Below are 13,192 nucleotides of genomic sequence, written 5' to 3' on the forward strand. Positions count from 1 at the left end.
CGAGAAGGAGTATTCGTGCGTCACGTCATCGTCATCGGTTCCGGGCCGGCCGGATACACCGCCGCTATCTACGCGGCTCGTGCCAACCTCGAACCGCTCGTCGTCGCCAGCTCCGTCGAAGCCGGCGGTGAGCTCATGAACACGACCGATGTCGAGAACTTCCCCGGGTTCCCCGAAGGCATCATGGGCCCCGACCTGATGGCGAAGATGCAGGAGCAGGCTGAGCGGTTCGGCGCCGAGGTGCTCTACGACGACGTCGTGTCGCTCGATCTCGACGGGCCCGTCAAGCGCGTCGTCCTGGGCTCGGGTGCCGTGCACGAGGCCGAGTCGATCGTGTTCGCGACGGGTTCCGCGCCGCGCAAGATCGGGATCGAGGGCGAAGCGCGTCTCGCCGGTCGCGGCGTGTCGTACTGCGCCACCTGCGACGGGTTCTTCTTCCGCGAGCGTACGATCGCGGTCGTCGGCGGCGGCGACTCGGCGATGGAAGAGGCCACGTTCCTCACGAAGTTCGCCTCGAAGGTCTACGTGATCCACCGCCGCGACGAACTGCGCGCGTCCAAGATCATGCAGGACCGCGCCTTCGCCAACGACAAGATCGAGTTCGTGTGGAACAGCGAGATCGTCGACATCCTCGGTGAAGACGCTGTCACCGGCGTCATGCTGAGCGACACCCGCACGGGCGAGACCCGCGAGCTCGCGCTTGACGGTGTCTTCGTCGCGATCGGCAACGACCCCCGCACCCACCTCGTGCACGACAAGCTCGACCTGACGCCCGAGGGCACCGTGTGGGTCGACGGTCGCTCGTCGCGCACCTCGGAGCCGGGTGTGTTCGCCGCCGGTGACGTCATCGACCCCACGTACCGTCAGGCGGTCACCGCCGCGGGCAGCGGCACCGTCGCGGCTCTCGACGTCGAGCACTACCTCGCCGCGCTCGGCGAAGCGGGCGCCCCGGCTGCCGATGCCTCGCCCATCGACGGGCTCGCCGACGTCGGCGTCGCCTGAACACGGAACAAACCCCGCGTCCTGGACGTTTCCCCTCCAGAGACGTCACACCCAAAAGGAGATAGACATGACCGCCAAAGCGACGACGTCGGCCACATGGGAGCAGGACGTGCTCCAGGCCGAAGGACCCGTGCTCGTGGACTTCTGGGCCGCCTGGTGCGGACCGTGTCGCATGGTCGCTCCCGTTCTCGATGAGATCCAGGCTGAGAACCCCGACAAGATCACGATTCTCAAGCTCAACGTCGACGAGAATCCTGACCTCGCGATGAAGTACCAGATCACGTCGATTCCGGCGATGAAGGTCTTCAACAACGGCCAGGTCGAAGCGACCATCGTCGGCGCCAAGCCGAAGTTCGCACTCGAGCAGGACCTCGCCAAGTACATCGGCTGACACTGATCTTCGACTCCCCCGGTGATGGTTTTTCCACCTCACCGGGGGTTTCACTTTTTCTACGAGGCGTCTGCCCGCACCGTGGCATCCCACGGACGATGCGTATTAGCCTCGCCGAGCAGTCGCCAGACGGCCGTCGTCAATTCGGGGTAGTCCTCGGCGATCTGCCGCAGTACCCGGTAGTGGCGCGCCGCGGTCGGGCGTACCCCGCCGTCGGCCTCGATGTTCTCGGCGCGCAGCGTGAAGACGACGAGCTCATCGACCGTCGGCAGATCCTCCATGAACTCCCATGGATCCTGGCCGGAGCGCAGACGCTCGTCGATGATGACGGACAGTTCATCGGTCGCCTCGGCGCGCAGCAGCTCCAAGCTCGCGCGCCGGCGCGGCCTCTGGTCGTCGTTAGTCACTCATCCAGGGTACGTCGCTCGGAGCACGCGGGCGCCCGCGCCGGAACGCCGGCTCCTCCTGGCCCGGGTTTCCGATCAGCTCGCGCCGTACGGTGACTCGCCGAGTTCCTCGAGGATCCGATTGAGGTCCTGGATGCTGGCGAAGTCAATACTGATCTGGCCTTTGCGCGCACCCAGCGCGATCTTGACGCGTGTGTTGAGGCGGTCGCCGAGGCGCTCAGCAAGGTCGTCGAGGTGTGCGCGCCGCGACCCCGCCTGGGGCTTCGGGCGACGGGATCCGGCCACATCCGTCATCTTCGCGGCCGCCTCGGCGGCGCGCACCGAGAGATCCTCGTTCACGATCTTGTCCGAGAGCCGCTGCATTGCGTCGGCGTCGTCGAGCGACAAGATGGCCCGGGCATGACCTGCCGTCAGCACCCCTGCAGCGACTCGCTGCTGCACCGGCATCGGCAGCTTCAAGAGGCGGATCGTGTTGCTGATCTGGGGCCTGGATCGCCCGATGCGGCTCGCGAGCTCTTCCTGCGTGATCCCGAAATCAGCGAGCAGCTGCTCGTAGGCAGACGCCTCTTCGAGGGGGTTCAGCTCGGAGCGGTGCAGGTTCTCGAGCAGGGCGTCACGCAGTAGATGCTCGTCGGAGGTCTCACGGACGACGGCGGGGATCGTCTCGAGCCCGGCTTCGCGGGCCGCGCGTGTGCGACGCTCGCCCATGATGAGCTCGTACGTGCCCTCGCCCGTGTCACGCACGACGACGGGTTGCAGCACGCCGAACTCGCGCACGCTGTGGACGAGCTCGGCGAGATCGTCGGGGTCGAAGTGGGTGCGCGGCTGCCGCGGATTCGGCACGATCGAGTGCGGATCGATGTGGGCGAGGTGCGCTCCGGGCACCGCGACGAGCTCGGGCGCGGCGGCTGCGGTGGATGATGCCGTCGCCGCGCCTCCATCGGACGACACATCGTCGGGTGCGGCCGGTTCGGACGGGGCTGAGCGGGGGAAGAACACGTCGGCGGGGCGGGCCTCTGTGGGCTCGCTCGTGGGGATAAGGGCGCCGATTCCGCGGCCGAGACCCGTGCGCTTGGCCATCAGGATTCCTCTTCTGTTCGTGGGGACAGGGGCGCGCCGTCGCGCCGGATGATCTCTACGGCAGCTTCACGGTAAGCGACAGCGCCGGCCGACTGTCCGTCATAGGCGATGACGGTCTGCCCGAAGCTCGGGGCCTCCGAGACGCGCACGGAACGCGGGATGACGGTGTCGAGAACCTCGTTGGGAAAGTGCTCCCGTACTTCTTCGGCGACCTGTTGGGCGAGGCGCGTGCGCCCGTCATACATCGTGAGCATGATCGTCGACAGGCGGAGGGCCGGATTGAGGTGCTTCTGGATCATCTGAACGGTGCCGAGAAGCTGACTGAGGCCCTCGAGGGCGTAGTACTCGCACTGAATCGGGATAAGGAGCTCGCTGGCAGCAGCGAACGCGTTGATCGTGAGCAGTCCGAGTGACGGTGGGCAGTCGATCAGCACGAAGTCGAGGCGGTGCGTGTCGTCTGCAAGGTAGCCGTCGAGCGCCGTCCGCAGGCGATGTTCGCGCGCGACCTGCGACACGAGCTCGATTTCGGCCCCCGCCAGGTGAATCGTGCTCGGCGCGCAGAACAGCCGGGGAGACTCCGGGCTGGTCTGAATGACCTCAGCGAGCGGGAACTCGTCGATCAGCACGTCGTAGATACTCGGAACGTCTGCAGTGTGCGGAACCCCGAGTGCTGTTGATGCGTTCCCTTGCGGGTCAAGGTCGATCACGAGCACGCGAGCACCGGCTGCCGCAAGGGCGGCAGCGACATTGACGGTCGTGGTGGTCTTTCCCACGCCGCCCTTCTGGTTCGAGATCGTCAGGACTCGGGTGCGACCACTGAGCTGCACATCCGCGCTTTCCAGCACGCGTCGGCGGGCGTTGAGGTCTGCGATTTCCCGAGCGATCGGCGAATCGTCGAGGCTGAAAGAGGGTGCCGCGGCCGCCGGTTCGTCGGGATGTTCCACGTGAAACGGTCTCCTGAAATGCTCGTCGGACAACAACCCCACTCTACCCGCCCGCGGTGGTCACCGACGCGGTGAGCCGGAGGCAGTCCGAGGCGGAATCCCCTGCCCCGTCGGCCGACCGACCCACCGACGAGCGGTACACGCCGGCCGTGTTTCACGTGAAACCCACGTTGCGCGACGGAAGGGCGCCGGTCCCTCTCTGGCTCAAAGGTCGCGGCACGGCGGGCGCACCTGTTTCACGTGACGCATCGTCTGTGCCCTGGGGTTGCCGAAGCCGCACCGGGGGGCCGGAACAAGCTCGTTTCACGTGAAACGCCTCGCGAGCGAGCGGCGAGGGCGCCGGGCGCGCCGTTCTCGCGGGTGTTCCACCGTCGCAGCATCGAGGGGACGGCCCGCGTTTCACGTGAAACATCGTCTTGCGTGCCGGATATATGCGCTGCGGCATCGGGGTCCCCCGGGCAGTCCCGTTCCACGTGAAACACCTGGCTGCACCACCGCGGATGGGATAGGCACAGCAATCACCATTGCGCGCCGACGTCGCAGCCCAGCGGAACGCACTCCTGTTCGGCATGAGTGATCGTGCTGCGCGGTCCCGTTTCACGTGAAACAGCGGGGAAGCCGCACTGGTCTGCTTCTACCCCGCGCTCATGACGGCCGCCGTGTGTTCGACCAGCCGATGTCTCCCGTGGAACAGTGGACTGTGGCGCTCTCCCTTCGACATCACCCGATGTCGGTGGGGTCACCCAACCGGGGACCGTCGCCTTATGGCGGCCCGCACCGCGCATCACCGCAGATGCGCGCGAAGTGCAGTCCTCAGCCGCGAGGCTCCGGCCGGCGGGTGCCCCAGACGGCGTGTTCCACAGTGGGAGGAGACGTCCGACGCCGTTCACGCGTCGCGTGAATCGGGCGTTACCGAGGGGTCGCCTCCGTGCTCGCGCCTCACCGTCCAGACGCCGACGGAGCCGCGTGCCCGGGGTCGTTTCACGTGAAACATCCCCGCCCCACACGGATCCATGCGCGCCCCCGTAGCCACCGGTCAGCGATGTCAGGGTCCCGGGCCCCATCCTCTGCATGGCCGGTATGGGCTGGCCGCCCTGTCGCCGCCAGCGACACACCCGGGGCCGCGCGCGTTTCACGTGAAACGGCGCTAGCGCACCGTTCCGCGAATGACGCGGGAGGGCTCCGCGAGGAGGTCGGCGCCGAGGATCTCGACCCGGGCGCCGCTGACCTTGAACTTGCGCAGCTGCTTCTCAGCGGCTTCGATCTCGCCGGGTGCGGACGCCCCTTTGAGGAAAATCAGCTCGCCGCCGTCTTTGACGAGCGGAGCGGTAATCGGCACCAGGGTACGCAGGGCGCTGACGGCCCGAGCGGTAACGGCATCGAGTACGGGACCGCGGTCCCAATCCTCTGCCCGCGCGCGCAGCACCTCGACGTTGTCGAGCCCCAGGTCAGCGACCTGCTCGTTCAACCACGCGATGCGACGCTCCATCGGCTCGATCAGCACGAATGACACGTCGGGCCGCGCAATCGCGAGCACGAGACCCGGTAGTCCGGCTCCTGAGCCGACATCGCCGACGAGCCCAGCGAACAACGGAGCGATGACAGCACTGTTCAGAATGTGCCTCGACCAGAGCCTCGAAGGCTCGAGGGGACCGATGAGCCCGCGTTCTTCGCCGTGCAGCCCCAGTGAGTCAGCGAAACGCCGGGCGAGGTCGATGCGATCACCGAAGATCTCGGCAGCCGCCGCCGGTTCTTTCTCGATATCGATCATGAATGTTTCACGTGAAACGATCAGGCGCGGCGAATGACCGTGTGCCGGTCAGCACCTTCGCCGTACGACTCCGACACGAAGCCGCGGTCGGCCACGACATCGTGCACGAGTTTGCGCTCGTAACTCGACATGGCCGGGAGGGATGCCTGCGAGGCACCTTCGTCGAGGCGCGCGATCGCGCGGTCCACCAGGGACTCGAGCTCACGCTGGCGTGCGTCGCGTGAGCCTCCGATGTCGAGGATCAGACGCGAGAAGCGCCCGGTCTGGTTCTGCACCACGATTCGCGTGAGTTCCTGCAACGCGTGAACGGTGTCGGGATCCGACAGCAGCTCGACCGATCCGCCCTCGGGCGGTTCGACGGAGACATACGCGCGGTCGGAGCGCACATCAAGATCGAGATCACCGTCGATGTCGGCGATGTCGAGAAGGCCCTCGATGAAGTCGGCGGCGATGTCGCCTTCCTGCTCGAGCTGCTCGACGGTCGCCGGCTCACGGTCAGGGCGCTCGTCAGCCGTGACGTCGGGGGAGATGCTCATGAAGTCCTCGTTATCGCTCGAAATGGGCGGTGTCAGCTTTTGTCGCCGGAATCCGGCTTCTTCTGCTGACCGGTGCCGCCCTGCTTCTTCTTGGCGCGCTGCTTGCTGACAGGCTGCTGGCGCTTCGGGGCCGCGGCGCGGGCGCGCTCGGCCTCTTCGAGCAGGCGCTGCTGCTCGGCCAGGTACTTCTCCATCGGTACGACCTTGCCATCCGAACCGATGGCCTTGCCCTTGCGCGCCAGTCGTTCCTCGCGTGCCTTGGCCGCGTCGGAGCCCGGGGTCGGCATTTCGCGGATCACGAGGAACTGCTGACCCATCGTCCACAGGTTCGACACGAACCAGTAGATGACGACACCGAGCGGGAAGAACACACCCGAGAAGACGAAGGCGAACGGCAGCACCCAGAGCATGATCTTCTGCATCTGGTAGGCCTGGCCGGTCTTGGCCTCGGGCGAGAGGTTCTTCGAGATGATCTGCAGCTGCGTGAAGAACTGCGAGCCGATCATGAGGACGACGAGGATCACGAGGATCACGATCGCCACGGTGTTGCTGCTCTCGACGGCGTTGATCAGCGTCTCGTGAAGAGATGCCACTCCGAAGAGCTTCGCGTCGTAGAACTCCTGCGTGAGCTCGGTGTTGAGCAACCCGACGCCACTGAAGTTCGGGTTGTCGCGGATCTTCTGCACATCGTTCAGCACGCTGAACAGAGCGAAGAAGACGGGCATCTGCACGAGCAGCGGCAGACAGCTGGAGACGGGCGTCGTGCCGTGCTTCTTGTAGAGCGCCATCGTCTCGCGGCTCATCGCCTCGCGAGAGAGCTGATCACGCTTCCCGCGGTACTTCTCCTGAACTTTTCGCAGTTCAGGAGCGATTTCCATCATCTTTCGCTGGCTCTTGATCTGCTTCACGAAGAGCGGAATCATCGCCGAACGAACGACGATCACCAGACCCACGATCGACAGGACCCACGTGATGCCCTCGGCCGCCGGCATACCGGCCGCGGTCAGCAGCCAGTGCCAGCCGACGAGGATGAGCTCGACGAGCCACTTCAGCGGCCACAGGATGGTTCCGATGAGATCGAAGCCACCCCCGCTGGCATCCGGAGCGGGGGTCGAGGCAAGTAGAAGATCCATGCGGTGGATCAGTCCTTTCCGGTGGAGGCAGGCACGACGAACCCGTGTGGGGTCAGTGCGTGACGGAAGCTCGAGTGAGCGGGGACGTCATCGACGCCCCCGACAGCCCACGGGTGACAGCGGGCGAGGCGGGCGGCGCTCAGCGCTGCGCCCTTGATCGCTCCGTGCTGCTGGACAGCGCCGACGGCGTACGCAGAGCACGAGGGGTAGTACTTGCAGACGTCGCCGTACATATGCGAGACCGTCGCGCGGTAACCATGAAGCAGACTGAGCACCAGGTTTCGCGGGACGAGCGGTACGGTCCGCAGCAGATCGGATGCCACCAGACGGGCATCGCCGATCGCATAGGCAGGCAGGACGCTCATGCCGCCGCCCGACGCGCGAGGCAGCGGACGACATCGTCGCGAAGCTGGCCGAAATCGGCCGTCGCCGCGCTCGGTAGAGCGCGGATGACGATCTCGGCGCCCGGACGAACACTGGGCAGGGCGCCGGCACAGACGGCCTTGAGCCGCCGGCGAACGGTGTTGCGCACGACGGCGGATCCGACCTGGCGGCTGACGATGAAGCCGAAGCGAGTCGCAGCGGCGTCGGTCGACCCGCCCACGTACGTCACGGTGTGCTCACCGACGCACCGTCGGCCTCGACGGACGACGGCCTTGTACTCCGCTCCGCGAGTGAGTCGGTTCGGCCTCGCCAGCACCGGGCGAGGTCAGGCCGAGAGCTCGGTGCGGCCCTTGCCGCGACGAGCCGCGAGGATGGCACGGCCGGCGCGGGTGCGCATGCGAGCACGGAAGCCGTGCTTCTTGGCACGACGACGGTTGTTGGGCTGGAACGTGCGCTTGCTCATGAGATAACTCCGGATGGGGCTGGTCCGCGGACTCCACGTGGATGCGTCGAGGGCCGAAGACGACGATGAGGGGACTCCGCCAAGAGGCATGAGTCAACCGACTAAGGCTACGTCGAGCGACGCCAGAATTCAAACCGGACCTCGTGGGGGGCATTATCCCCATATCACCCAGGTGACCCTGGCAAAGACACGCCGCTCCTCTCTACAGTGGAGTTTGCTCCTGAGTCGCGCCGTGACTAGCGTTGCTCCGGCAGTTTTCCACAGGCTGTTCGCGATGAATCCGCGACATCCGGTGGACTCATCAACACCCCGGGGGGGATATGTCAGCGCACGAGAATCCAGATGTTCCTGTCTGGTCCGCTGTGCTCGATGTCCTTCGCACCGACGACCGCATCACACCTCAGCTCGAGGGGTTCCTCAACCTCGCCGTTCCGCAGGGCGTCATGGCGGGCACCCTCTACCTCGACGTTCCCAACGACCTGACAGCGGCGCAGTTCACCAAGCGCATGCGCGGACCCGTTCTCGAGGCGATCGCCGAGGCTTCGCCCGACGGGGAGGTCACACAGTTCCGCGTCGTGGTCAATCCCGATCTGGTCGACGCCCATCTCACCGTTCCCATCCCGACTCACACAGAGCCGGTGATCCCGGCGTCCCCCGGGCCGCGCTCTCCGATCGAAGACGTGTCGGATACCGCACCCGGCGTCACCCGCAGCGATACGCGCCTCAACCCGAAGTACACCTTCGACAGCTTCGTCATCGGTCAGTCGAACCGCTTCGCACACGCTGCGGCCGTCGCGGTGGCAGAAGCACCGGCCAAGGCCTACAACCCGCTCTTCATCTATGGAGACTCGGGACTGGGCAAGACGCACCTGCTGCACGCCATCGGCGATTACGCGATCAGCCTCTACGCCGGCATCAAGGTTCGGTATGTCTCGAGCGAAGAGTTCACGAACGACTTCATCAACTCGATCGCGAACAACCGGGGGTCGGCCTTCCAAGCGCGCTACCGCGAGGTCGACATCCTGCTGATCGACGACATCCAGTTCCTGCAGGGACGAGCCGAAACACAGGAAGCCTTCTTCCACACGTTCAATACCCTGCACGATCACAACAAGCAGGTCGTCATCACGAGCGACGTGCCCCCGAAGCACCTCACGGGCTTCGAGGACCGCATGCGAAGCCGCTTCGAGTGGGGCCTCATCACCGACGTGCAGGCTCCCGATCTCGAGACGCGCATCGCGATCCTGCGTAAGAAGGCACAGTCCGAGCGGCTGCACATCCCCGACGAAGTCCTCGAGTACATCGCGACCGTCGTCTCCTCGAACATCCGCGAGCTCGAAGGCGCACTCATCCGGGTGTCGGCTTTCGCGAGCCTCAATCGCTCCACGCTCGACATGCCACTGGCGCAGACCGTGCTGCGCGACATCATCGACCAAGACGATGCCAACGTCATCTCGCCGACGGACATCATCACGGCGACCGCGCAGTACTTCAAGCTCACGGTAGATGATCTGTACGGCTCCAGCCGCTCCCAGTCCATCGCCACGGCCCGTCAGATCGCGATGTACCTGTGCCGCGAGCGCACGAGCCTGTCTCTGCCCAAGATCGGGCAGCTGTTCGGCAATCGCGATCACACGACCGTCATGTACGCCTACAAGAAGATCAGCGAACTCATGAAAGAGCGCCGCTCCATCTTCAATCAGGTCTCCGAAATCACGTCCCAGCTCGGTCGCGGCGGACGCTGACCCTTCGGTTTGACACAGGGCCCGAAAGGGCTCATCATGCACGTTCTACACATGTGGATAACCTGTGGATAACTTCGCCGGAGTGTCAGAAACCCGGCCTCGAAGACCACGGTGCTTGTGGATGACTCGACATTTCGACTCGTATCGGTGATCGGCACTCACCCACTAATCCGCAGCCGCTCCACAACTCACACCGATGTAGTTTCCATGTGCCGAGCGGTATCCCCAGAGTTATCCACAGTTTCCACAGCGGTTAACACCATGACAGAGAACTACATCTATATCCCGCTCCGATCACCTCAAGGGGAAAACCTCGGCCTGCGACAGACTCGCTCGGGCGTGGGGACGCAAGGGCACTAGCATGAGTACTCCCAACAAGACCGAGGGAGCATTCGTGAAGTTCCACGTCAATCGCGATGTGTTCAGCGAGGCCGTGTCGTTCGTCGTCAAGCTCCTGCCGCAGCGCAACCCGCAGCCGATCCTTGCCGGCGTGCTGATCGAGGCCTCGGACGCAGGACTCTCGCTGTCGGCCTTCGACTACGAAGCATCCGCTCGCACGACGATCGATGCGACGATCGACGAGCCGGGCACGATCCTCGTCCACGGTCGCCTGCTCTCTGACATCGCCAGCCGCCTGCCCAACGCGCCGATCCAGATCGAGGTCGACGACGATGGGATTCTTCTGACGTGCGGTTCCGCGCGATTCACGCTCTCGTCGATGCCCGTGCAGGAATATCCCGCGATCCCCGAAGTCACGGGCGATTCCGGTCTCGTGCCGGGAGATGATTTCGCAACGGCGATCGCGCAGGTCGCGTTCGCGGCATCGCGTGACGATGTCACCCCTGTGCTCACGGGAGTGCAGCTCGAGGTGTCCGGAACCACGCTGAGCCTCGTCGCGACCGACCGTTACCGTGTGGCGCTGCGCGAGATTCCGTGGGATGGCGGCGCTGCAGCCGACGACGAGCCCGTCACAGCGCTCGTCCCCGCCCGCACGCTCACCGAGGTCGGCAAGACCTTCGCTCACTCGGGCGAGATCAAGGTCTCGTTCTCGGGATCGGGAGACCGCGAGATCATCGCGTTCACCTCGGGCAACAAGACGGTGACCTCGCTGCTGATCAAGGGCAATTTCCCGCCTGTGCGCCGGCTGTTCCCGGAGGCCACCGAGCACCACGCCGTCGTCAACACGGCGGATCTCGCCGAAGCGGTGCGCCGTGTGTCACTCGTGCTCGACCGTTCCGCACCGCTGCGGTTCACCTTCACGACGGATTCGGTGTCGATGGATGCATCGGGCACCGAGCAAGCACGCGCAACCGAGTCCGTCGACGCGATCCTGGTCGGCGAAGAGGTCACGCTCGGGCTCAACCCGCAGTACCTCCTCGAGTCGCTCGGTGCCGTGCGCAGCGAGTTCGCCCGGGTGACGTTCACGTCGAGCGACAACGCCAACAAGCTCAGCCCGATCCTCATCACCCCGCAGACCTCGGTCGACAAGTCGGGTGAGGACTCGTTCAAGTACCTGTTGCAGCCGAACCTGCTCCTGCGCTGACCCCACGCACCCGAAGGGTTGGCGGGATGGTGTCAGGGGCCGTCGTTAGGCTTGCCGGGTGATCGTGGAACACCTGAGCCTTGTCGATTTCCGCAACTATGCGGCCGCCGACGTTGCTCTCGTCCCCGGTCCGAACGTCTTCGTCGGCCGCAACGGCCAGGGAAAGACGAACCTCGCCGAAGCGATCGCCTTCCTGGCCACACTGGGTTCTCACCGCGTGTCCAGTGATGCGCCCATGGTGCGTGACGGGGCGGATGCCGCAATCGTGCGAGCGCGACTGGGTCACGGTGAGCGCAGCGTGCTGCTTGAAGCCCAGGTGAATCGGCAGGGCGCCAACAAGGCGCGCGTCAACGGCGCATCCGTCAAGCCGGCCGAGTTGCCGAGGTACGCGCAGATCGTGCTTTTCGCGCCTGAAGACCTGCAGATCGTGCGCGGTGATCCGTCGTCTCGTCGTCGCTTCGCCGATCAGCTCCTCGTTCAGCGCTCACCCCGCATGGCGGGCGTCATCTCGGACTACGAGCGCGTCCTCAAGCAGCGCACCGCGCTGTTGAAATCCGCTCGGGCCCGCGGCATCCGTGGCGACGCCCTATCCACACTCGAGGTGTGGGATGACAAGCTCGTCACGCTCGGCGTCGAAGTGATCCGCGCCCGGATCCGGCTCGCCGAAGATCTGCGCGGCCCGCTCGTGGCGGCCTACACCTCGATCGCCGGTGCCGATCACCACCCAGAAGTCGCCTGGGCGCTGTCGATCGGCGGTGGTGATCCCGAAGAGGGCGTCGACGCAGCGGCAGCCGATGATCCCGCGGACGCTCTCGAAGACCAGTTCCGCGCCGCCCTCGCAGTGAGGAGGGCGAGCGAACTCGATCGCGGGCTGACACTCGTCGGGCCGCATCGCGACGATCTGCTGCTGCGCGTGCGAGGTCTGCCGGTCAAGGGATACGCCTCGCACGGCGAGTCGTGGTCGATCGCGCTGGCTCTGCGCTTGGCGTCGGCTGAACTGCTGCGGGCTGATTCACGACTGGGCGACCCCGTACTGATCCTCGACGACGTCTTCGCCGAGCTCGACGCGGATCGGCGTTCACGACTGGCCGCGCTCGCGGGCGACTACGAGCAGGTCATCGTGACCGCTGCCGTCGATGCCGACGTGCCCTCGGCGCTGCGTGCTCGCGTCGTGCGCGTCGAAGCCGGCACAATCTTGGAGACGACCGATGTCTGAGCCGGCCGACATCCCCGACATCCCCGAAACCGTCGCGACCTATCTGCGACTGCGTGGCCTCGAGCCTTCGGCGCGGTCGTTCCGCCGCAAGAAGCGCCGCAAGACTGACGACGATCACGAGCCGTTCACCCCTGGTCGTGACCCGCGCGGGCTCGGTGATGTGCTCTCGGCGATGACGCGCGAAGCCGGCTGGGATTCGCAGCTCGCACGCGAAGATGTCGTCCGCGCGTGGGACGAAGTTGCCGGCGCCGACACCGCCCGGCACACCCGACCCGTGGCCTTCCAAGAGGGCACCCTCACCGTTCAAGCCGATTCCACGGCGTGGGCCAAACAGCTTCAGCTCATGCGTTCGCACATTCTCTCCGAGATCGTTCGCACGTTCCCCGAAGCCGGGGTCACCGCCATCCGCTTCTTGGGGCCGGACGTTCCCTCGTGGAAATGGGGTCCGAGAGCCATTCCAGGCCGCGGTCCGCGCGATACCTACGGCTGAGCCACGTCCACGGGTGGCCGATCCGATTCCATCGCGCGAGACGGGCGCAGAACGGGCGGCGACGCCCCGAAGACGATAGACTGACAG

General features: G+C 65.6%; 15 protein-coding genes. 6 read left to right on the plus strand and 9 right to left on the minus strand.

Going from position 1 to position 13,192, the window contains the following annotated elements:
• The first annotated feature begins 15 nt into the window (after positions 1-15).
• Both trxB and trxA read left to right on the plus strand, forming a co-directional pair.
• The gene (gene trxB, locus AC25YV_RS09775) at positions 16-1,002 is read left to right on the plus strand and encodes a thioredoxin-disulfide reductase (protein ID WP_488123651.1); all 987 of its coding nucleotides are present in this window, start codon (positions 16-18) and stop codon (positions 1,000-1,002) included.
• Positions 1,003-1,069: 67 nt separating this feature from the next.
• On the plus strand, positions 1,070-1,393 hold the full coding sequence (gene trxA, locus AC25YV_RS09780; RefSeq protein ID WP_488123652.1) for a thioredoxin: 324 nt from the start codon (positions 1,070-1,072) through the stop codon (positions 1,391-1,393).
• A gap of 59 nt (positions 1,394-1,452) precedes the next feature.
• Here the strand turns inward: trxA and AC25YV_RS09785 are convergent, their stop codons facing one another.
• The 9 genes from AC25YV_RS09785 to rpmH form a co-directional block, all read right to left on the minus strand.
• Positions 1,453-1,800, minus strand: a complete 348-nt coding sequence (locus AC25YV_RS09785; protein WP_488123653.1) for a tryptophan synthase subunit alpha — start codon at positions 1,798-1,800, stop codon at positions 1,453-1,455.
• A 75-nt stretch (positions 1,801-1,875) separates the two neighbouring features.
• Positions 1,876-2,880 (minus strand): ParB/RepB/Spo0J family partition protein, encoded by a 1,005-nt coding sequence (locus AC25YV_RS09790; RefSeq protein ID WP_488123654.1) that lies wholly within the window; start codon positions 2,878-2,880, stop codon positions 1,876-1,878.
• A complete protein-coding gene (locus AC25YV_RS09795; protein ID WP_488123655.1) occupies positions 2,880-3,824 on the minus strand; it encodes a ParA family protein in 945 nt (314 codons plus the stop codon). The genes AC25YV_RS09790 and AC25YV_RS09795 overlap by 1 nt, the downstream gene beginning before the upstream one ends.
• A gap of 1,147 nt (positions 3,825-4,971) precedes the next feature.
• Positions 4,972-5,595 (minus strand): 16S rRNA (guanine(527)-N(7))-methyltransferase RsmG, encoded by a 624-nt coding sequence (gene rsmG, locus AC25YV_RS09800; RefSeq protein ID WP_488123656.1) that lies wholly within the window; start codon positions 5,593-5,595, stop codon positions 4,972-4,974.
• A gap of 20 nt (positions 5,596-5,615) precedes the next feature.
• The gene (locus AC25YV_RS09805; protein WP_488123657.1) at positions 5,616-6,131 is read right to left on the minus strand and encodes a Jag family protein; all 516 of its coding nucleotides are present in this window, start codon (positions 6,129-6,131) and stop codon (positions 5,616-5,618) included.
• A gap of 32 nt (positions 6,132-6,163) precedes the next feature.
• On the minus strand, positions 6,164-7,264 hold the full coding sequence (gene yidC / locus AC25YV_RS09810; protein ID WP_488123658.1) for a membrane protein insertase YidC: 1,101 nt from the start codon (positions 7,262-7,264) through the stop codon (positions 6,164-6,166).
• An 8-nt stretch (positions 7,265-7,272) separates the two neighbouring features.
• Complete coding sequence (gene yidD / locus AC25YV_RS09815) at positions 7,273-7,629, minus strand: membrane protein insertion efficiency factor YidD (protein ID WP_488123659.1); 357 nt, start codon at positions 7,627-7,629, stop codon at positions 7,273-7,275.
• A complete protein-coding gene (gene rnpA, locus AC25YV_RS09820) occupies positions 7,626-7,964 on the minus strand; it encodes a ribonuclease P protein component (protein WP_488123660.1) in 339 nt (112 codons plus the stop codon). Before rnpA ends, yidD begins: the two co-directional genes overlap by 4 nt.
• A gap of 9 nt (positions 7,965-7,973) precedes the next feature.
• The gene (rpmH, locus tag AC25YV_RS09825; protein ID WP_043595303.1) at positions 7,974-8,111 is read right to left on the minus strand and encodes a 50S ribosomal protein L34; all 138 of its coding nucleotides are present in this window, start codon (positions 8,109-8,111) and stop codon (positions 7,974-7,976) included.
• A 320-nt stretch (positions 8,112-8,431) separates the two neighbouring features.
• On the opposite strand from rpmH, the gene dnaA reads away from it, so the two are divergent.
• The 4 genes from dnaA (at position 8,432) to AC25YV_RS09845 (ending at position 13,105) form a co-directional block, all read left to right on the plus strand.
• The gene (dnaA, locus tag AC25YV_RS09830) at positions 8,432-9,856 is read left to right on the plus strand and encodes a chromosomal replication initiator protein DnaA (protein ID WP_488123661.1); all 1,425 of its coding nucleotides are present in this window, start codon (positions 8,432-8,434) and stop codon (positions 9,854-9,856) included.
• Positions 9,857-10,250: 394 nt separating this feature from the next.
• Positions 10,251-11,399 (plus strand): DNA polymerase III subunit beta, encoded by a 1,149-nt coding sequence (dnaN, locus tag AC25YV_RS09835; RefSeq protein ID WP_488123814.1) that lies wholly within the window; start codon positions 10,251-10,253, stop codon positions 11,397-11,399.
• Positions 11,400-11,457: 58 nt separating this feature from the next.
• Complete coding sequence (recF, locus tag AC25YV_RS09840; RefSeq protein WP_488123662.1) at positions 11,458-12,615, plus strand: DNA replication/repair protein RecF; 1,158 nt, start codon at positions 11,458-11,460, stop codon at positions 12,613-12,615.
• Positions 12,608-13,105 carry a DciA family protein gene (locus tag AC25YV_RS09845; protein WP_488123663.1) on the plus strand — a complete coding sequence of 166 codons (498 nt, stop codon included), beginning with the start codon at positions 12,608-12,610 and terminating at the stop codon, positions 13,103-13,105. Before recF ends, AC25YV_RS09845 begins: the two co-directional genes overlap by 8 nt.
• The last annotated feature ends 87 nt before the right edge of the window (positions 13,106-13,192 follow it).

This window comes from Microbacterium sp. Y832 (assembly GCF_057669765.1).

Bases quoted from the DNA above. Each gene is read 5' to 3' on its own strand.
- yidD (WP_488123659.1), bottom strand. From the start codon at position 7,629: ATGAGCGTCCTGCCTGCCTATGCGATCGGCGATGCCCGTCTGGTGGCA.
- trxA (WP_488123652.1), top strand. From the start codon at position 1,070: ATGACCGCCAAAGCGACGACGTCGGCCACATGGGAGCAGGACGTGCTC.
- AC25YV_RS09805 (WP_488123657.1), bottom strand. From the start codon at position 6,131: ATGAGCATCTCCCCCGACGTCACGGCTGACGAGCGCCCTGACCGTGAG.
- yidC (WP_488123658.1), bottom strand. From the start codon at position 7,264: ATGGATCTTCTACTTGCCTCGACCCCCGCTCCGGATGCCAGCGGGGGT.
- dnaA (WP_488123661.1), top strand. From the start codon at position 8,432: ATGTCAGCGCACGAGAATCCAGATGTTCCTGTCTGGTCCGCTGTGCTC.
- AC25YV_RS09845 (WP_488123663.1), top strand. From the start codon at position 12,608: ATGTCTGAGCCGGCCGACATCCCCGACATCCCCGAAACCGTCGCGACC.
- rsmG (WP_488123656.1), bottom strand. From the start codon at position 5,595: ATGATCGATATCGAGAAAGAACCGGCGGCGGCTGCCGAGATCTTCGGT.
- rpmH (WP_043595303.1), bottom strand. From the start codon at position 8,111: ATGAGCAAGCGCACGTTCCAGCCCAACAACCGTCGTCGTGCCAAGAAG.
- AC25YV_RS09790 (WP_488123654.1), bottom strand. From the start codon at position 2,880: ATGGCCAAGCGCACGGGTCTCGGCCGCGGAATCGGCGCCCTTATCCCC.